This is a genomic window from Micromonospora yongxingensis (genome assembly GCF_052601155.1).
Genome location: NZ_JBQXEO010000001.1, coordinates 61,603 through 81,172, shown reverse-complemented (window position 1 = coordinate 81,172; position 19,570 = coordinate 61,603). Strand labels below are relative to the sequence as shown.

Sequence of the window (19,570 nt, the reverse complement as noted above, 5' to 3'; positions counted from 1 at the left end):
GATCGGTTCGGTCAGGGGGTGGTGGCGACGAAGTAGCCGGCCTGGTCGACCACGACGTCCGTGCTGCCACCGCTGTTGTTGAACAACGTCACGGACCCGTTGGCACCCACCCGGACCACCGAGGCGTTCGATGCCGTCTCACCGGCCACGAAGTTGACGTTCGAGGTGGCCGACGGCGCCTCACCCCTGGGGTGGGCGGTGAGGACACCGGGAGCGGTCGGCGCGGTGACCGTCAGGTTGGCCACCAACGCGGTCGGCTTCGGCGCGCTGTCGTTGCCGTTCGGGTCGAGATAGGGCACCCAGAGGTCGATCGACGAGAAGGGCGCCAGGGTCGGGTCCGCGTTGCCGCCGATCGCGGTCCGGGTGTCGAGCACCCGCTGGGGACCGTGCGGCACGAAGCCGTCGGTGGCACCGGTGCCGTACCAACCGGCCAGGTCCGCGAGCACGTGGGTGGTGCCGGAGCTGACGTTCTGGATGACGAGCCGGCCGTTCACCACCGGCACTGTCACCAGGTTGGGGATGGTCTGGCCGGCGACGAAGTTCAGGTTGGACGCCACCGGCACGCTCGTCGACCCGGCCGGGAAGACGGTCAGGACCCCGCCCGCCGTCGGCTGGGTGGCCGTCACGTTCAGCACGACGGCCTTGGCACCCGACGGCACCCGCCCGGAGAGGTCCAGCACCCGACCGCTGTTCGCGGCGATCGGCGTACCCCCGTTGGCCCGGCTGTCCAACACCCGGGTCGGCGGCAGCGGCTTGAAGCCGTCGCCCACCCCGGAGTAGAAGCCCTGAAGGTCGGCGATGACGTGCACCGTCCCACCGGCGTTGTTGCGGATGCGCAGGTTGCCGTTGGACATCGGCACGGTCACCAGGTTCGGCACGGTCTCACCAGCGACGAAGTTGACGCTCGACGCCGCGGGCGCCGTCGCGCCATCGGGGTAGACGGTGAGGTAACCGGCGCTGGTCGGCTGGGTGGCGGTCACGTTCAGCACCACAGCCGTGATGTTCGAGGCCGCGACACCGTTGACCGACATGATCGGCAGGACGATCTCGGAGTTGGCCGCGATGGGAACGGTGGTGCTGATTCCGACGGCTGCGCGTGTGTCCAGCAGACGGGTCGGCGTCACCGGAGTGAACATCGCGCCCAGGACCGTGCAGAACGCGAAGTGCGGCTCGAACACGACGTCCGGGAGCACCCGGAAGTTGTCGAAACGGATGACAGGGCTCTGTACACACGCCCCACCGGCGCGGGAGAGCCGCCGCTCCGCCGGTTCGATCGGCCCCACCCGGTAGAACCGATCCGGGGTGAGTTTGCGGATCACCTTGCCCACCGGGCCGTCGGTGGGCCACGCGTGGGTGACCGTCAGGGGGTGGACGAATTCCAGCGAGGAACCGCCCGGCTTGCGCCGAATCTCGTCGTTGCCGGTCACTGTCGAACTGCCCTGGAGCTCCACCGCGCCACGGTCGTGGTAGCCGTTACCGGTACCGGTGTTGGGCACAGTGGGCGCGTCGGCGTGTGCGTTGTCCAGCAGGTCGGTGCGGGTGGCTCCGGGTGCTGCGGCGTCGGCGGAGTCGACTGCCGGCGAGGCGGCGGTCAGCGGGAACCAGCCCCGCTCAGTGCCCTGCTGCTCGCCCAGCAGGGCTGGGGCCAGAATGTCCTGCCCGCCCTGCCCCGTCGCCGCCCGGAACGACGCGAGATCGGCATGATCAGTGCCGCCCCATCGGTAGACGGCCCCGCCACTGGCCGGGTCGATCAGGTTGTGGTCCGCCTCGGTACCGGAGGTGGCGGCGGAGAAGACCGAGATCGCGGGCGCTGTCGTCGGGTCGGCACAGGCCCCCGGCTGCGGGACGGGACCGGCACCGGTGCGCAGGATGTTGTTGCGGATGCTCGCGCCGGTCGAGGCACCGGCCAGCACGATCCCGGTCGCGCAGTCGGTCACCACGGTGTTGCCGGTGATCCGCGCTCCCGGCGCGTCGGTCACGGCGACCCGGGTCTTGAAGAAGGTGCTGGCGGTGACCACCGCGCCGGAGACACCCGCCTCGACGGCCACGCCGGTGGCACCGGTGGCTGAGCTGGAGAACCAACCCCGGCTGACCGTGACATCACTGGACGAGCCTGTCACCCGGACGGCGGGCAGAGTGCCAGCGCCTGCGGCGATGCCGTCCACGGTGACCCGCTGGGCCCCGTGGATCAGGGCCGGCACCGCGTCGGCGCGGCCGGTGAGCGTGAGGCCCTCGACCACGACGTCGTGCACGCCGGAGATGGTCAGCGGTGTCCCGCTGACGTTGTAGTGGCCGACGCGGACCATGCCGTACGGCGTGTTGACCGCTCGCAGGGTGATCGGCGCGGATTCGGTGCCGGACCGGGTGAACGTCACCTTCTCGGCGTAGTTCCCCGGTAGCACGAGCACCGTCTGTCCCGGTTGGACGACAGCCAACGCGGCACCGATCGTGCAATAGGGCGCGGCCTCGCTGCCATCGCCAGCCGGCTTGCAGTCGCGCTGGCTGACGTACACCTCGGTGCCGGCGGTCGCGGCCTCGGCCGCAGCCGGCGCGGGTGCCGCCACCGCCGGCGCGGCCGGCCCGACCAGGCCCGCACCTCCCAGCAGCGGCACGAGCGCGAGCTGGGCCCACCTTTGCTTATTCATCAACCATCCCCCGTGGAAGTCGAGTTTTCTCGGCGCAGCCTATATCCACAGAGACCATTGCGGTTGGCCTGCGCCGCCGGCACGAAGGGAGCCGGCGCCCACCCGCTGGTCGCGGGGGACGCCGGCTCCGGGGGTATCGCGGGTCAGGGCGTGCCGGCGATGAAGTGCCCCGCCTGGTCGACGATCATGTGGATGTAGCCGGAGCTGTTGTTGAACAGCACGATGGCTCCCTCATCCCCGACGCCCACGATGGCGTGGTTGGCGGCGGTCTCACCGGCCACGAAGTTGACGGTCGACGCGGTCGGCTGGTCCGACCCGTTCGGGTGGGCGGTGAGCACGCCGCCCTTGGTCGGTGCGGTGACGGTCAGGTTCGCCACCAGCGCCGTCGGCCGCGGTGCCGTCTTGTCGCCCAGGGGGTCGAGGAACGGCACGGGGATCCCCGCCGAGCTGTAGGGCGACTGCGGCCATCCCTCTCCGGCCTCTCCCCGGCTGTCGTAGATCCGGCGCAGGCCGAACGGCACGAACACGTCGGTGGCACCGCCGCCGAACCACCCGGCGAGGTCGGCCACCACATGGGTACGCCCGGAGCTGACGTTCTGGATGGCCACCTTGCCGTCGACCACCGGCACCATCACCAGGTTGGGGATGGTCTGCCCGGCGACGAAGTTCAGGTTCGACGCCACCGGCACCGCCGTGCCGTACGGGTGGACGGTGAGCACACCGCCGGTCGTCGGCGCCGTCACGGTCACGTTGAGCACGGCGGCCGTGGCCCCCGACGGAATCCGACCGGTCAGGTCCAGCGTCCGGCCGGTGTTCGGCGCGAGCGGCGAGTTGCCCGCGTTGCGGGTGTCCAGGACCCGCAGCGGGGCGATGGACCGGAATCCGGAGCCGCTGGCCGAGTAGTAACCCTGGAGGTCGGCGACGACGTGCACGGTGCCGCTGGCGGTGTTGCGTATGCGCAGGTTGCCGTTGGTCATCGGCACGGTGACCAGGTTCGGCACGGTCTCACCGGGCACGAAGTTGACGTTCGACACGTCCGGCAGGGTGGCGCCGTCGGGATAGACCCGCAGGAACCCGCCGGTGGTCGGCGCGGTGACGGTCACGTTCAGCACCACGGCGCTGATGTCCGCCGCCGGGAGCCCGTTGACCTGCGGCAGCGCGAGCACGACCTCGGCGTTCGCCGGGATCGGCACGGTGCCCGGCACCCCGATCGCGGCGCGCGTGTCCAGCACCCGCTGCGGTGGCAGAGGCGTGTAGGTGGCACCGACCACGGTGCAGGTGAGGACCGGGGTCCCGAAGACCCTCCGGAAGTCGTTGAAGCTCACCTGGTGGGTTTCGCAGACCTTGCCGGCCCTGCGGAACTGACGGTCCTCCGGCCCGACCCGACCGATCCGGCGGAACGGCTCGTCGCTCCAACTGCGGGACACCTTGCCCACCGGGCCGTCGGTGGCCCACGCGGCGGTGACCGAGAGACCGACGGTCACGTCCAGGGGCGAGCCACCGGGCTTGTGGTGGACCGGGATCTCCCGCACCGTCACCAGGCCCTGCGCCTCGACGGCACCCCGGTCGTGGTAGCCGGGACCGGTGCCGGTGTTGGGCGTCTCCGGGCTGTCCGTGTGCGGGTTGTCCAGCAGGTCGGTACGGGAGACACCCTCGGCGGTGGCGTCGGCCGAGTCGACGGCCGGAGAGTGGCGGGAGATCTCGTAGTACGGCCGCTCGTACGCCTGGGTCGCCGTCAGCCACGGCACGGCGGCGATGTCGTGACCACCCTGGCCGGTGGCGGCGACGAACTCCGGCAGGCCGGTGTACTCGGTGGCACCCCAGCGGTAGAGCGGCCCGCCGCTGGCCGGCTCGATGAGGTTGTAGTCCGCCACCGTCTGGGGAACGCTCTCGGCTGAGACGGCGATGGCGGTCGCCTCCGACGGCACCTCGCACGCCACGGCGTCACTGAGGGGACCGGTTGCGGTCTCCAGGATGTTGTTCCGGATCGACACGCCCGGCGAGGTGCCGGTGACGTCCACGGCGAGGGTGCAGTCGGTCTCCAGGGTGTTGCCGACGATCTTCGTACCGGGCGCGTCGCGCACCGTGATCCCGCTCTGGGTGAAGGTGCTGGCGGTGACCAGCGCCCCGGCGACTCCCGGATCCACCACCAGACCCCTGCCCGGTCCGACGTAGCTACGGCTCACCGTGATGTGCTCGGACGCGCCGGTGATCCGGATCGCTGCCGGGGCGTCGTACTCGGAGGCGACGAGCCGGTCGAGGGTGATCCGGCTGGAACCGTTGACGAGGACCCCCTCGGCCGGTCCATCACCTGCGGCCAGGAAGCCGTCGAGGACGACGTCGTGGACCCCGGTGAGGGTGAAGGCACTCTCGTTGCCATTGGCACCGCGTCGTTTGCCGACCTTGACCACGGCGGTGCTGAGGCCCGGCCCGTTCACCGCCCGGAAGGTGATCGGGGCGCCGTCCGTACCTGACCGGGTGAGCGTCACCGACTCCCGGTAGTCCCCCGGCTGCACAAGGACCGTCTGGCCGGGCCCGGCCACCGCCGCGGCCTGGGTGATGGTGCAGAACGGCGCCTCGATGGTGCCGTTGCCGGCCACGGTGCAGCCCACCTTGCTGACGTACAGCTCGGTGCCGGAGGCAGCGGCGGCTGGTGCGAGGGCGGGCACGGATGCCGGCGTACGAGCGGCGGCGGGCGCCGCCGGGCCGACCAGGCCGGCGGCACCGATCAACGGTACGAGCGCGAACCGCGCCATCACAGATCGTGTCATCGATAACCCCAGGAAAAGTAGATCTCTAGCAACGGTCAGGACGCGGCGGCGATGAAGTAGCCCGACTGGTCGACGATGACGTGGGACGTACCCCCGCTGTTGTGGAAGAGGTCGACACCGGAGCCCACCGCGACCACGGCGGCGTTCGACGCGGTTTCCCCAGCGACGAAGTTGACGTTCGAGGCGGTGGGTCGCTGCCCCCCGCCCGGATAGACGGTGAGCAAGCCCGCCGTGGTCGGTGCGGTAACGGTCACGTTGCCCACGATCGCGGTCGGGGCCGGGCAGGCCGGCACGCAGGTCACGCTGCTCCGGAACGGCGCGAACCGGACGGTCTCCCGCGCGGCGAGCGGGGCCGGCACGCGGCCGGCCAGCCCGGTGCTGTCCCGGGAGTCCACGATCCGCGTCGGCGTGATCGGTACGAACGTCTGGGTGGCGTCCGGGCTGAACCAACCAGCCAGGTCCGCGACGACGTGCGTGGTGCCGGAGCTGTTGTTGAAGATGTTGACCTGACCGTTCACCACCGGCACGGTGACCACGTTGGGGATGGTCTGCCCGGCGACGAAGTTGAGGTTGGACGCGGTGGGTGCCGTCGAGCCGTACGGGAAGACCGTGAGAACCCCGCCCGCGCTCGGCGCGGTGACCGTCACGGAGAGCACGGCCGCCGTCGCGCCGACGGGCAGCCGCCCAGAGAGGTCGAGGGTCCGGGTGCCCTTGGCGGCGATCGGGGCTCCAACGCCCTCCCGGGTGTCGAGGACCCGCACCGGTGGTGCCGAGGCGAAGCCGGAACCGGTCGCGGCATAGAAACCCTGGAGGTCGGCGACCAGGTGGACGCTGCCCGAGCCGGCGTTGTGGAACATGACCGACCCGTTGCGGACGGGTACGGTGACCTGGTTCGGCACTGTCTCCCCGGCAACGAAGTTGACGCTGGACGCGGAGGTCCGCTCGCCGGCCGGGAAGACGCTGACGAAGCCGGCGGACGCCGGCTGGGTCACCGTCACGTTGAGGACGACCGCGCTGATGTCCGTGTTCGGGACGCCACCGAGGGTGCCGATCGGCAGCTCGAGCACTCCATCGGGTGCCACCGGCTGGGAAATGGGAACACCGACCTTGGCTCGGGTGTCCAGCAGGCGGGTCGGGCCCACCGGTACGTAACGCGCGCCGACCTGGGTGCAGACCCGCTCGTCGCCTCCGGCGGGCGACCGGAAGTCGGACACGCTGATCTGCACCTGGACGCAGGCATCACCGGCCCGTCGCAGCGTGAACTCCGCAGTGGCGGAGTCGGTCACCCGCCACAGGTGCCCACCGTCGAGGTGATACGCGTACTGGGCCCGATCCTGCTCGACCGGCCACGTCTGGTGCCAGCCGGCCCGCGCGACGATGTCGAGCGGTCCGCCGCCCACCTTGCGCTCGACACGTACCGGATCCTGGGTCACAGCCGATCGGGCTTCCACCGCTCCCCGGTCGCGGTAGCCGCTGCCGGTGCCGCTGTTCGACACGCCCGGATCGTCGGCGAAGGATCCGTCGAGCATGTCGGTGTCCAGGGCACCGGGGGCGGTGGCGTCGGCGGAGTCCCGGGCCGGCGACCCGCCCAGGGTGAAGAGGTAGTCACGGTGCAGGGCGTTCGTCCACGTGAGCTTCGGGTCAGCCGCGAGGTCGTGGGTGGCGTGCCCCGTCGCCGTCGCGAAGGAGGCGAGGTCCGGGTAGTCGATGCCCGCCCAGTTGTAGGGTGCCCCGCCGCTGAGCGGTTCGATCAGGTTGTAGTCGGTGCTGGTCCCGGGCACGGACTCGGCGGACACCCGGATGCCGGCGGCGTTCGCCGGGGTGGCGCAGCGCGTGCGCTGCCGGGCGGTGACGACGATGTTGTTGCGGATCGAGGCGCCCGGGGAGCTTCCGGCCACATCGATGCCGCGTCGACAGTCGACGTAGACCGTGTTGCCGGTGACGGCCAGGCCGACGGCGTCCGTCGCGACGAGGCCGGAGTTGTCGAACTGGTTCGCGGTCACGGTCGTACCGGTCACGCCGGGCTCAATGGACACGGATGGATTCTGTGCGGCCCGGATGACACTCCGACTGAGCATCACCGTGTCGGATTGGCCGCTGATCCGCACCCCGGTGAGGCCGCCGAGGCCGAGGTGGACGGTGAGCTTGTCAAGGCGAACCCGGCGGGAGTCCCGCACTGTCACGGCGTCAGCGAGGTTGGCCCCGAAAACGACCAGGCCCTCCACCGTCACGTCGTGCACATCGGCGAGATCGAGGACGGTGCCCGTCACGGACGTGGTGTCGAAGTTGCCGACCCGCGCCATCTGCCAGTTGACGTTGACGGCGCGGAAGGTGATCGGCGCGCCCTCGGTGCCGGACCGGGTGAACCGCACGCTCTCCCGGTACTCCCCTGGGTGGATCAGCACCGTCTGGCCCGGGCCGGCCACCGCCGCCGCTTCCGAGATGGTGCAGAACGGCCGCTGCTCGCTGCCGTCTCCGGTGCTCTGACACCAGGTATCGCTGACGTGCAGTTCGTTGGCGACCGCCGCCGCGGTGACCGGTGCGGCCGCGGCGGGCGCGGGCGCCGCGGCGGCGGGCGCCGCGGGGCCTACCAGGGCCGCGCCACCGATCAGTGGTACGAGCGCGAGTCGCGCCCAACGTCGCATGTCCATCAAGGGCCCCCGTGCAAATGTCGATCATGCAAGTTCGCGGAGAATACCGTGACAGACACCGATGTGGGCAGCGCTGGCCGGGTCGCGCGTCAGGACCGATCGGCTCGACAACAGAGTCGGACGGCGCAGCGGCCGGGTACCGGGTTGACCCGGTACCCGGCCGCTGCGGACCCCCGCCCCGCCTCAGAAGGCGGGGGCGACGAAGTATCCGGCCTGGTCGGCGATGAGGTGAGCCGTACCGGAGCTGTTGTTGAAGACATCGACGTACCCGTCGGCGGCCCTGACCACGGCCAGGTTGGAGGCGGTCTCCCCGGCCACGAAGTTGACGTTCGACGCGGTCGGTCTCACCGCCCCGCGCGGATACGCGGTAAGCACGCCCGCCACCGTCGGCCCGGTGACGGTCAGGTTCAACACGGCTGCGGTCACCGGGACGTTTGGCGATCCGCACCAGCTCTTGCACAGCGGGGCGCCGCCCGCGGCAAAGGCGGGGAACGGGCCGGGGTGCATCACCCTGAGCCATCCGGAGTCGTCGCGGGAATCCGCGATCCGGCCCTCCCAGGGCACGTAGGTCTGGTCCGCTCCTGAGGCGGCCGAGCCGAAGTAGCCGGCCAGGTCGGCGACCACGTGGGTCGTCCCCGAACTGGCGTTACGGATCACGACCTTTCCCGCGACCACCGGCACGACGGCCAGGTTGGGGATGGTCTGCCGGGCCGCGAAGTTCAGGTTCGAGACCAGCGGCACCGGTGCACCGTCCGGGTAGACGCTGAGCACACCGGCCGTCGTCGGCCCGGTGACGGTGATGTTGAGGATCGCGGCGGTGGCGTCCGCCGGCAGCTTTCCGGAGAGGTCCAGCCGCCGCTCACCGTTGGCAGCCAGTGGGATGGCGGTGCCGGTACGGGTGTCCAGCACCCGGGCCGGGTCGAGCGACTTGAAACCGGAGCCCTGCCGGCCGTAGACGCCTTGCAGGTCGGCGATCAGGTGGACCGTGCCGCCGCTGCGGTTGACCAGCCGGACCACTCCACCTTGCACCTTCGTCATGACCAGGTTCGGAACCGTCTCGTTGGCGACGAAGTTGACGCTCGACGAACCGATCTCCCCGCCGGAGGCGCGGACGCTGATGAAGCCCGGCCTCGTGGGGGCGGTGACGGTCAGGTTCAGCACCACCGCGATGATGTCGGCGGCCGGTACGCCATCGACGGCCGGAATCGGCACATTGACCTCGCCGTTGGCCGGCACCGGTGTGGTGGTGGCGGTGCCGATCGCCGCCCGGGTGTCCAGCAACCGTGTCGGGGCGGACGGCGTGTACCGCGTTCCGACCGTCGTGCAGCGGGTGCCTCTCTTCGGTTCGGTTCCCCGGAACCCGTCATAGCTGATCGCGATGTAGACGCAGCCCTGGCCCGCCTGCCGGAACGAGTGCGGGAGCGTGCGGACCGACGTGACTCGCGAGTAACGCGCTCCGTCGAACCCGTAGGCGATCGCGGCACCCTCCCCGTCCACCGGCCAGCCGTACTGCGGGATCCCGGTCGCCGTCACGGCGAACGAGTCGTCGCCGGGCCTCTGCCGGAGATCGTACTGCCCGTCCTTGGGGGAATCCTGGGTCTCGATGGCACCCCGGTCGTGGAATCCGTTGCCGGTGCCGGTGTTCGGCACCGCGGGATTGTCGCTGTGCGGGTTGCCGAACATGTCGGTACGCGTCACGCCCGGTGCTGAGGCGTTCGCCGAGTCGACGGCGGGTGACGCCGGATTGGCCGGAAGGTAGCTTCTGAGGCCACCCGCGGTTGCGCCGCCGCCGATCAGCGGGTCGGCAGCGAGATCGTGCCCGCCCTGCCCGATCGTCGCCTGGAACAACGACAGGTCGGAGTAGGCGATCCCGGCCCACTGGTAGACAGGGCCGCCGCTGATCGGGTCGATCAGGTTGTAGTCGGTGACGGTCCCCGTGGGCGACGGCACGGCGACCGCGATCGCGACCGCGTCCTGCGGCGTCCTGCAGGCGCTGTGGAACAGGTTGGTACGCACGACGTTGTTCTGGATCGAGAGCCCGGTCGAGCTGCCGACCACGTCAATTCCCCGCACGCAGTTGGTGAGCACCGTGTTGTTGGTGACGACCGTCCCGGTGGCGTCGGTGGCCAGCAAACCGCCGAAGTAGAGCTGATTGTTGACGACCACGGTCCCACTGACACCCGGATCGATCCGGATGGTGGGGCCTCCCGACTGGACCAGCCACGCCCGGCTTATGGTGACATCGCTGGAGTTACCGGTGACGTGCACGACCGCCGGGGCACGCGACCCGTGGGCGGCGATGTCGTTTACGGTGACTCTCGTCGAGGCGTTGACCACGACGGGCGCCGCGTTGGCGGTGTCCTCGAGAACGAAGCCCTCAACCACGACGTCATGCACACCGGTGAGAGTGAAGACGGTGCCCACGACGGTGTCACCGATGTTGCCGACGATGATCGGGCCATTCCCGCCGTTGACGGCGCGGAAGGTGATCGGGGCACCCTCGGCGCCCGACCGCGTCACGGTCACCGACTCCGGGTAGTTGCCCGGCCGCACGAGTACCGTCTGGCCGGGCTGCACCACAGCCGCCGCAGCCGAAATCGTGCAATACGGCGCCTCTTCGCTGCCGTCCGCGCCTGGCGTGCAGTCCTGGCTGCTCACGTACAGCTCGTTGCCCGGAGCGGCCGCCGCCCGGGCAGCCGGCCCCGGGGCTGCCGCCACCGCGGGCGCCACCGGCCCCACCAGGCTCGCGCCACCAAGCAGCGGTACGACCGCGAGCCCAGTCCATCTACGTTTGTCCATCAACAGCCCCCGTGGCAGAGTCGATCAAGTGCGCGTGAGCGTAGCGTGACACCGCCCGCTGCGAGCAGCACCGATCGGTCGATGCCCTCGGCCCTTTGGCCCGAGGTGTCAGTCGTGGCGTTCGGTGCGCTCGATCTCTGCGAACGCCGCGCTCAGGTACGCATCGACCGGCCGAGCTGTCAGCGCCAGCAGATCGGCCACGAGCAGCGGGGCGTGCCGAGCGAGCGCAACCGGGTCGGGTGGGGAGTCGTCGTCGCCCGGGTCGTACACGCCGAGCGCCCCGGCCAGCAGGACCAGCACGACATGCGGGTCGACGTCCGGTCGCCACGGGGCAGCCGCCCGGACGCACTGCTCCAGCACCTGACGGACATCGTCGCCGTCCAGCCCGTCCGGGTGGGTCTCCTCCAGCAGCAGCCGCACCACCGCACCGAGGACCAGACCTGAGCGCTCGGCGGCGGCGAGGCGAGCCACCGCCACCTCGTACGCCTCGCTGTCCTGGGTCTTCGCGGCCTCGACCGCCTCGGTGGCGGCACCGGCGATCTCGCGGGCCGATGCGGGCAGGTGTCGCCAGGTGCCGTTCATCGGGCCAGCATCGCAGACCCGTCGGACACCGACGGACCGTCGTCGAGCTGAGTGGATCACCGTGCGATTGGTCACCCGCCGGCCCCGACCGCAGTGTGGTGCCGCCAAAACGGTTCGCGCGACGTCACACCCGGCGAACAGAATGCGGGTCATGCTGCGTCGCGCCCTACCCCGCCGCTCGGAAGCTCGCCGGCTCCTCATCGGCACCCTGCTGTCGGCGATCGGGCGCGGCCTGACCCTGCCGTTCCTGTTCATCTACCTGACCGATGTGCGGGGGCTCACCGACACCCGTGCCGGGCTCGTGATCGGCTGGTACGGCGCGGTCACCCTGGCCCTGTCGCCGCTGGGCGGGACGCTGATCGACCGGTTCGGTGCCCGCCGGGTGGTGGTGCCGTGCCTGCTGATCGAGGCGGTCGGCACGGGCTCGCTGGCGCTGGTCCACTCGACCGGGTCGGCCCTGCTGGTCATGACCGTGGTCGCGATCGGCAGCTCGGCGATCTGGTCGGGGCAGAACACCATCCTCGCGTCGCTGACCGACGACGACGAACGGCAGCGCGTCTTCGGGCTGAACTTCGCCCTGCTCAACCTCGGCATCGGTATCGGCGGCATGACCTCCGGCGCGATCGTCGACACGGCGCGACCCGGCACCTTCCAGGCGATCTACGTGCTGGACGCGGTGAGCTACCTGATGCCGGCGCTGATCCTGCTCACCCTGCCCGGCGTCGGCCACCGGCTCGGCAAGCGCCGCACCGGCAACGAACCCTCGCCCGGCGGCTACCTGACCGTGCTCCGCGACCGTCCGTTCCGCCGACTCGTGATCTTCGGCCTGGTCCTCACCACCTGCGGGTACGCCCAGATCGAGGTGGGCTTCGCCGCGTACGCCGTGCGGGTCGTCGAGGTGACGCCCCGGGTGGTCGCCTGGGCGCTCGCGGCCAACACGGTGATGATCGTGCTGGCCCAGCTCCTGGTCATCCGCCGGATCGAGGGGCGCAGCCGCACCGGTGCGCTCGCCGTGGTCGGGGCGGTGTTCGCCGCCGCCTGGCTGGTCCTCGGCGCCGGCGGCCTGGTCAGCGCGGGCAACGCGGTGGTGGCCGCCCTGTGCGTGGTGGCCTGCTCGGCGATCTTCGGCTTCGGCGAGACGATGCTCTCGCCGGTGATGCCGGCGCTCACGAATGCGCTGGCCACCGACGAGCTGCGCGGGCGGTACAACGCCATGAGTTCGATGATCTTCGGGATCAGCGGCGTCATCGGTCCGGTCACCGCCGGCCCGCTCCTCGGCGCCGCCGACGGCAAGGTCTGGGTGGCGACGGTCGTCGGCGGCTGCCTGGTCGCCTCGCTGGTCGCGCTCTCCCTGCGCCGACTGCTCACCGCCGCCCAGGACGGCCGGACGACGGCGGCACCGACCGCACCCGACCCGGCCTCCGTCCCGGCCTGACTCGGGCCGGGCCACGCGGCGCCGCCTCACGCCACATCGGGCCCGCCCACCGGACGCCGAGGCCGAAGCCGCCGGTGGCTGCGGCTGAAGATCGTGCGTGATCCTGGATGTAGTTGCCCCCGCGCCAGGGAGAGCCACTACTTCCATGTTCGAGCGTGATCATGCCGCTGCGACGACGCCGCCCGGCCAGCGGGCCGGCCTCCGCGGGCGGGTCCGCGCATCGACCGGGCGCGGGGGCATACGGCGTGCGTTCGAGACGGGTCGGGCCCCGGAGCGGATGCTCCGGGGCCCGGTCGTCGCGGGGTCGTCCGTCAGGCGGCGGGGACCTCGGCGGTGGTGCGGATCCGGTCCAGCGTCGGAGCGGAGACCGGCGACTGCGCGGTCAGGTACGCCACGAACGCGTCCAGGTCGATCATGCCGGTGACCAGGTTCGTGCCCGCGGTGAGCGCGCTGAACCCGTCGCCGCCGCCGGCCAGGAAGTTGTTCACCGTGATCCGGTAGGTGGCGGCGGGGTCGACGGCGGTGCCGCCGATGGTGAGGCTGCCCCGGACCACTCGGGTGCCGGCGCACGGGTCGGCCGCGGTGGCGGTGGTGCCATTCAGGTCGACCACGTAGCGCAGGGTCGAGGACGGGTAGAGCGTCCGGCCGGTGACGAACTGCTGCTCCAGCACGCAGTAGAGCTGCGCGCCGGTCAGGTCGAGCGTCACCAGGTTGTTGGCGAACGGCTGCACCGTGAACGCCTCGCCGTAGGTGACGGGACCGGCGTCCAGGCCGGCGCGGACCCCGCCCGGGTTCATCAGAGCCGCGACGGCGTTCTGTTCGTCGTCGGTGGCGGCCAGTTGAGCGTCCGCGATCAGGTTGCCCAGCGGCGACTCACCGCACGAGTTCGGCACCTGCACCGAGCAGGTGGCGAGCAGGTTTTCCTGGGTCGTCGGGATCGCGGTGGCGGTCACGCCGACCTGGCGGTCGGCGACCGGGCCGAGCACGGTCTTGTAGCGGTCGATCAGGTCGGTCTGCTTCCGGTCCCTGGCGACGTCCCGGGTGACAACGACGTTCTCCGCGCCGGCGGAGAGCACGTCACCGGTCCGACGGTCGATCTTGAGGTCGATGTCGGTGACCAGGCGACCGAACGAGCTGGCACTGGTGACCAGCTTGCCGTTGATGTCGCAGTTGTACGCCTGGTGGGTGTGCCCGCTGACCACCACGTCGATGGACGGGTCCATCCGGTTGGCGATGTCCACGATGGGGCCGGTGAGACCGACGCAGTCGTTGATGCCGCCGGTGGCGGCCTGGGCACCACCCTCGTGCAGCAGCACGACGATCGTCTCCACGCCCTTGGCGCGCAGCTCGCGGGCGTACCGGTTGGCGGTGACCGCCTCGTCGGCGAAGGTGAGCCCGGCGACGCCCTGCTGGCTGACGATCTGCGGGGTGCCCTCCAGGGTCATCCCGATGAAGCCGATCTTGACGCCCTGCACCTTGTGGATCGCGTACGGGGGCAGCAGCGGACGACCGGTCTCGGTCTTGAACGCGTTCGCGGAGAGGTACTGGAAGCCGGCGCCCCGGTACGGGGTGCCGTCGGCGCAGCCGTCCACCGGGTGGCAGCCGCCGTTCTGGATCCGCAGCAGCTCGGCGGCGCCCTCGTCGAACTCGTGGTTGCCGACGCTGGCGTAGTCCAGCCCCGCCATGGTCAGCGCCTCGATGGTCGGCTCGTCGTGGAACGCGGCGGAGAGCAGCGGCGACGCACCGATGAGGTCACCGGCGGCGACCGTGATGGTGTTCTGCTTCTTGGCGGCGGCGCGCAGCTCGGCCAGGTGGGTCGCAAGGAACTCGACGCCGCCCGCCGCCTGCCCGGCGATGCTGCCGCTGGAGCCGGTCGGGGGTTCGAGGTTGCCGTGGAAGTCGTTGAGGGCCAGCAGGGTGACGTCGACCGGCTTCGGCCTCGCGTCGGCCTGCTCGGGGGTGGTGGCGACCGCGCCGAGCGCGGCCACCGCGAGTGCGGTCAGGCCGATGCCGGCCCGACGCATCCCGGGGATGGACATGGAACTCCTCGTGAGAATCGGCGCGTGCGGTGCCCGGACTGTGGGTCGACCGGGCCGCCGACCGACGCCGTCGGAAGGGTCGATCGCGGATGCCGGCGGTGGGGATCGCCGCCCGCCCGGACAGCCTCTCATCCGGACGCCGACCGGTCGAGCCGGGCAGCACATCAGAGCTGCGGATATGCACAACCGCCCGCATCCATCGGCGCCAACAGGGTCCTTTGCTGGTGGACCCCGCCGCTGGTCCAGAGAGGACGGGACAGGCGGTGCGAGCGCACGCGACCTTGTGAGCCGACCGCCCGCGCCGCCCCATTGTCGGGCCGCGACGCCGGCCGGCACCGTGACCCCGCGTCAGGCCGTGGTCAGCGCCTCGGTGACCAGCGTCGCGACGGTGTCGGGCGGCCAGCCGTCCGCGACCCCGGGGCGCTGCGCCAGGTAGTCGGCGATCCGCTCGGCCGGCCAGCCGTGCGACTCGCGCAAACCTCGGGCGATCATGCCGAGGTAGACCGGCGCCGGTGGCCGGCACCGCCTGGCGGACGCCGGCTCCGGAGCGGTGAAGGTGAGCATCGGCAGCCCGGTGTGGTGGCCCGGGCAGACCAGCGTCTCGTAGCGGCCCGGGCCGAGCGTGGCCCGTCCGTCGGCGACGGCCGCATCGATCGCCGCACCGGTCGCCGGGATGAGGTCGGCCGTGTCGCCGGGCGGCCGGTACATCTCCTGCGCCGCGATGTCGGTGAACTGCTCGACGGTGACCAGGTAGGCGCGGGCCGCGGCCACGCCCGGCAACTGCGGGTCGTAGAACGCCATGCCGCCGGTCCAGGCGCCGGACTCGCCGGCGAAGTAGATCCCGCCGGGCAGCGACACCGGCACCGATCGGCTCGGTGGACGGGGATCCCGGCAGCCCGGGTACGTCCGTCGCCCGCCGGGCGGGCAGCCACCGCCGATGTACCACGCCAGCCGGGCGGCGTGCATGTTCGAGCCGTACGCGACGTACCAGACCAGCCGCTCCTCGGCGCCGACCACGACAGGTGTCCTCAGAAGCCGCAGATCTGGCCGGCGGAGTGGCTGACCTGGACGGTGTGCGTCACGCAGCCGCCCTGCTCGACCAGGTGCAGCAGGAAGGCGGTCGGCTCGGCGACCCAGCCGATCTGCTCGTCGGCACTCATGGTGAGCGTGCTCTGCCGCCAGGTGCTGGGCGCCACCGTGAGCACCGTGCCGGCGTACCCCGTGGTGACCGGCCGGTGCAGGTGCCCGGCGGCGACCCGGACGACGTGCCGGTGCCGCCCGATCACCTCGGCGAACGCGTCGGAGTCGGCGAGGCGGATGCCGTCGGCCACCGGGATGCCGACGACGACCGGCGGGTGGTGCAGGCAGACCACGGCGGGCACCTCGGGCCGCCCGGCCAGCACCCCGTCGAGCCAGCCGAGCTGCTCCTCGCCGAGTTGACCGCCGTCGCTGCCGGGGACGAGCGAGTCGAGCACCACGACGGTCGCCGCCTCGTGGTCGACGTGGTAGTACGCGGAGAACCCGCCGCCCAGCCAGGGCGTGCCGCCGAACGCGTCGAGCAGCGACTCCCGGTCGTCGTGGTTGCCGGTGACCAGGTGCACCGGCAGTGGGAACCGGCCGATCAGCTCGCGGAGCGCGGCGTACTCGTCGGGCCGACCGTGGTCGACCAGGTCACCGGTGATCACGACGCAGTCGGGTCGGGGACGCAACGCCAGCACCCGGCCGAGCGCGCGGTGCAGCCCGGCGGCCGGTTCGGCGGCGAGCACGCCGGTGGTCAGGTGGGGGTCACTGAGCTGGGCGATGAGCATGAGCCCGCCTCCTCGGCGCCGGGAGCTCCACGCTATCGCTGGTCGACATCCTCCGGGGTCCCTGCGCCCACAGGCCGTGTCCACAGCCTGTGGATGGCACATGTGTACGAAGACAGATCGACTCCGAGCCACCGTGAGTACGCTTGATCGCGCGGCTCGGCGCCGGCCGGCCCCTCCCCTACCTGGAACGACGTGCGAGTGGATCATCAGCGAGTCATCCGTGACGTCACCGTCCGCCTGCCGATGGCGTCGAGCGCTCTCGAGGCCTGCCGGTGGACGGTCAACGCGCTGTCCCGCCACACCCCCGCGACCATCTCCGTGCTGCTCGATGTCCACGACCGGCTGCGCTGCGTCGCGGCGACCGGTGCGTGGCAGGTCTTCGCCACCGTGCCGCCGCGGACCGGGATCGTCGGCCGGGTGTACGCCACCGGCAGCACCGCCGCCGTCCAGGACGTCTCCACCGACCCGGACTACCTGCCGATACGCCCCGACGTGACCGCGGAGCTGTGCGTGCCGGTGCTGGACCCGGCGGGCCGGGCGATCGGTGTCCTCGACCTGCAGTGGAGCGAGCCGGTCGACCTGGAGCCGTGGCGGGAGACCGCCGAGCGGGTGGCCGTCCGGTTGGGCGCGCGGATCGTCGCACTCGGCGGCACGCCAGCGGAGAGTCGCAGCGAGAAGCTGCTCCGGCACGCCGCCGCGCTCTCCTCGGCCCCGACCGAGCTGGACGTGATGGGCGCGGCGACCTGCGCGGCCCGGGAGGTCTCCACCCTCTCCGCGGCGATACTGCTGGTCGCCGGCCCGGAGGGTGCCGGGCTCGGGCCGTCTCCGCTGGTTCCGGGCGAGCTGGAGACGCGGATCCGGGCCGAGCTGGCCGAGGCGGGTCCGGCCGCGTTGGGCCGGATGGTCGACCGGGCGCACCGGTACGGCGCCGGGTACACGCTGGGCGAGGCGGGGCACCCTCCGACCGAGGACTACCGGCCGCTGACCCGGGCCGGGGTGCGCACTCTGATCGCCGTACCGGTCGGGCCGTCGGACGCCGGCGGGGTGCTGCTGGTCGCCGACGAGCGGTTGCTGCGCCCGGACCCGACCACGGTCAGTCTGATGGAACTGCTTGCCGGGCAGGCCTGGACCAGCCTGGACCGACTGCGCACGCTGGCACGGCTGCGCGAGCAGGCCAGCTCCGACCCGCTGACCGGGTTGCGGCACACCGGCCCGTTCGGGCGGCGGATCGCGGCGGCCACCCCGGGGCGTACGGCCCTGCTGGCGATCGACGTGGACGGCTTCAAGATTGTCAACGACACGTACGGCCACCAGGCCGGCGACCAGGTGCTGGTCGGGTTGGCACGGGCGTTGGAGGGTGCGCTGCGGCACGGCGACGAGCTGTACCGGATCGGTGGCGACGAGTTCGTCGCGGTGATCGAGGTGAGCCGCCCGGAGGAGGCGGTCCGGATCGCGGAGCGACTGACCGAGGCGGCCCGCCGTACCGGCCGCACCATCAGCGTGGGCGTGGCGCTGCCCCGCCCCGGCGAGACCCCCGACCTCACCCTACGAAGAGCCGACCAGGCCCTCTACGCCGTAAAGCGCCAGGGCCGCGACGGCGTCCACCTGGCCGCCGCCTGACCGCTGCGCCCCGCCCACCCCACCCCACCCCACCCACCCACGCGATCTTGCACTTGAGGTCCTGCTTTTGCGAGGTTCACCCCGTTTGTCAGGGCAGAAACTGCAAGATCGCGGGGGTGGGGCGGGGGCGCGGGAGAGGGGGAGGGAGAGGGGGGGTTAGGCCGTCAGGTCCTTGGCCAGGAGTTCGGCGATCTGGGCGGTGTTGAGGGCGGCGCCCTTGCGGAGGTTGTCGCCGGTGATGAAGAGGTCGAGGGCGCGCGGGTCGTCGAGGGCGCGGCGGATCCGGCCGACCCAGGACGGGTCGGTGCCCACCGCGTCGATCGGCATCGGGAACTCTCCGGCGGCGGGGTCGTCGACCAGGATCACCCCGGGGGCGTTGCGAAGCGCCTCGCGGGCGCCCTCGGCGTCGACCTCGGTGGCGAAGACCGCGTGCACGGCCACCGAGTGACCGGTCACCACCGGCACCCGCACGCAGGTGGCGGAGACCTTGAGGTCGGGCAGGCCGAGGATCTTCCGCGACTCGTTGCGGACCTTCATCTCCTCCGACGACCAGCCACCGTCGGCCGGCGAGCCGGCCCAGGGCACCACGTTGAGCGCCAGCGGCGCCGGGAACGGACCCAGGTCGTCGCCGACCGCCTGCCGGACGTCACCGGTGCGCGAGCCGAGCGCGCGGTCCCCGGCGACCTTGGCGAGCTGGTCGTGCAGGATGTCCACGCCGGCCTGACCGGACCCGGAGACCGCCTGGTAGGAGGCGAGGACCAGCTCGCGCAGGCCGTACTCGCGGTGCAGCGGCGCGACCGCGACGATCATCGCGAGGGTGGTGCAGTTGGCGTTGGCGATGATGCCCCGGGGCCGGTTGCGGACCTGCTCCGGGTTGATCTCCGGAACCACCAGCGGGACGTCCCGGTCCATCCGGAAGGCACCGGAGTTGTCCACCGCGATGGCACCGCGGGCGACGGCGATCGGCGCCCACTCGGCGGAGACCTCGTCGGGTACGTCGAACATCGCCACGTCGACGCCGTCGAAGGCCTCCGGGGTCAGCGCCTGGACGACGAGATCCTCGCCCCGGCAACGCACCCGCTTTCCGACCGAACGCTCGGAGGCGAGCAGCCGGATCTCACCCCAGACGTTGCGACGCCCGGTGAGCAGCTCACACATCACGGTGCCGACGGCACCGGTCGCTCCGACCACTGCGAGGGTGGGCAGCGCCGTCATCGGCG

11 protein-coding genes are annotated in these 19,570 nt (G+C 71.6%); 2 read left to right on the top strand and 9 right to left on the bottom strand.

What is annotated here, in order from left to right; translation table 11 throughout:
- Nucleotides 1-11 precede the first annotated feature (11 nt).
- The 5 genes from ACTWLT_RS00365 to ACTWLT_RS00345 all read right to left on the bottom strand — a co-directional run bounded on the left by ACTWLT_RS00365 (nucleotide 12) and on the right by ACTWLT_RS00345 (nucleotide 11,448).
- On the bottom strand, nucleotides 12-2,645 hold the full coding sequence (locus ACTWLT_RS00365) for a NosD domain-containing protein (protein WP_445316664.1): 2,634 nt from the start codon (nucleotides 2,643-2,645) through the stop codon (nucleotides 12-14).
- A 143-nt stretch (nucleotides 2,646-2,788) separates the two neighbouring features.
- Nucleotides 2,789-5,416 (bottom strand): right-handed parallel beta-helix repeat-containing protein, encoded by a 2,628-nt coding sequence (locus ACTWLT_RS00360; protein ID WP_445316663.1) that lies wholly within the window; start codon nucleotides 5,414-5,416, stop codon nucleotides 2,789-2,791.
- Between the two features lie 35 nt (nucleotides 5,417-5,451).
- Nucleotides 5,452-8,067: a DUF1565 domain-containing protein gene (locus tag ACTWLT_RS00355; protein ID WP_445316662.1), complete on the bottom strand. Its 2,616-nt coding sequence runs from the start codon at nucleotides 8,065-8,067 to the stop codon at nucleotides 5,452-5,454.
- A gap of 183 nt (nucleotides 8,068-8,250) precedes the next feature.
- A complete protein-coding gene (locus tag ACTWLT_RS00350) occupies nucleotides 8,251-10,866 on the bottom strand; it encodes a right-handed parallel beta-helix repeat-containing protein (RefSeq protein ID WP_445316661.1) in 2,616 nt (871 codons plus the stop codon).
- Between the two features lie 108 nt (nucleotides 10,867-10,974).
- The gene (locus ACTWLT_RS00345) at nucleotides 10,975-11,448 is read right to left on the bottom strand and encodes a hypothetical protein (protein ID WP_445316660.1); all 474 of its coding nucleotides are present in this window, start codon (nucleotides 11,446-11,448) and stop codon (nucleotides 10,975-10,977) included.
- 151 nt (nucleotides 11,449-11,599) lie between these two features.
- Between ACTWLT_RS00345 and ACTWLT_RS00340 the strand changes: the two genes are divergently transcribed.
- Nucleotides 11,600-12,883 (top strand): MFS transporter, encoded by a 1,284-nt coding sequence (locus ACTWLT_RS00340; protein WP_445316659.1) that lies wholly within the window; start codon nucleotides 11,600-11,602, stop codon nucleotides 12,881-12,883.
- Nucleotides 12,884-13,194: 311 nt separating this feature from the next.
- On the opposite strand, the gene ACTWLT_RS00335 is transcribed toward ACTWLT_RS00340, so the two are convergent.
- From ACTWLT_RS00335 to ACTWLT_RS00325, 3 genes are all read right to left on the bottom strand, one after another.
- Nucleotides 13,195-14,922, bottom strand: a complete 1,728-nt coding sequence (locus ACTWLT_RS00335; RefSeq protein WP_252417405.1) for a bifunctional metallophosphatase/5'-nucleotidase — start codon at nucleotides 14,920-14,922, stop codon at nucleotides 13,195-13,197.
- Between the two features lie 348 nt (nucleotides 14,923-15,270).
- Nucleotides 15,271-15,939, bottom strand: a complete 669-nt coding sequence (locus ACTWLT_RS00330; RefSeq protein ID WP_445316658.1) for a histone deacetylase — start codon at nucleotides 15,937-15,939, stop codon at nucleotides 15,271-15,273.
- 11 nt (nucleotides 15,940-15,950) lie between these two features.
- Nucleotides 15,951-16,730, bottom strand: a complete 780-nt coding sequence (locus ACTWLT_RS00325) for a phosphodiesterase (protein WP_445316657.1) — start codon at nucleotides 16,728-16,730, stop codon at nucleotides 15,951-15,953.
- Between the two features lie 198 nt (nucleotides 16,731-16,928).
- Here ACTWLT_RS00325 and ACTWLT_RS00320 point away from each other — a divergent pair, with 198 nt between their 5' ends.
- Nucleotides 16,929-18,350 carry a GGDEF domain-containing protein gene (locus ACTWLT_RS00320; RefSeq protein ID WP_445316656.1) on the top strand — a complete coding sequence of 474 codons (1,422 nt, stop codon included), beginning with the start codon at nucleotides 16,929-16,931 and terminating at the stop codon, nucleotides 18,348-18,350.
- A gap of 156 nt (nucleotides 18,351-18,506) precedes the next feature.
- On the opposite strand, the gene ACTWLT_RS00315 is transcribed toward ACTWLT_RS00320, so the two are convergent.
- Nucleotides 18,507-19,565, bottom strand: coding sequence for an aspartate-semialdehyde dehydrogenase (locus ACTWLT_RS00315; protein ID WP_252417409.1), 1,059 nt, complete (start codon nucleotides 19,563-19,565; stop codon nucleotides 18,507-18,509).
- Between the last annotated feature and the right edge of the window lie 5 nt (nucleotides 19,566-19,570).

Coding starts and splice junctions, on each gene's coding strand:
- ACTWLT_RS00365 (WP_445316664.1), bottom strand. CDS start 2,645: ATGAATAAGCAAAGGTGGGCCCAGCTCGCGCTCGTGCCGCTGCTGGGA.
- ACTWLT_RS00345 (WP_445316660.1), bottom strand. CDS start 11,448: ATGAACGGCACCTGGCGACACCTGCCCGCATCGGCCCGCGAGATCGCC.
- ACTWLT_RS00355 (WP_445316662.1), bottom strand. CDS start 8,067: ATGGACATGCGACGTTGGGCGCGACTCGCGCTCGTACCACTGATCGGT.
- ACTWLT_RS00360 (WP_445316663.1), bottom strand. CDS start 5,416: ATGACACGATCTGTGATGGCGCGGTTCGCGCTCGTACCGTTGATCGGT.
- ACTWLT_RS00315 (WP_252417409.1), bottom strand. CDS start 19,565: ATGACGGCGCTGCCCACCCTCGCAGTGGTCGGAGCGACCGGTGCCGTC.
- ACTWLT_RS00350 (WP_445316661.1), bottom strand. CDS start 10,866: ATGGACAAACGTAGATGGACTGGGCTCGCGGTCGTACCGCTGCTTGGT.
- ACTWLT_RS00325 (WP_445316657.1), bottom strand. CDS start 16,730: ATGCTCATCGCCCAGCTCAGTGACCCCCACCTGACCACCGGCGTGCTC.
- ACTWLT_RS00335 (WP_252417405.1), bottom strand. CDS start 14,922: ATGTCCATCCCCGGGATGCGTCGGGCCGGCATCGGCCTGACCGCACTC.
- ACTWLT_RS00340 (WP_445316659.1), top strand. CDS start 11,600: ATGCTGCGTCGCGCCCTACCCCGCCGCTCGGAAGCTCGCCGGCTCCTC.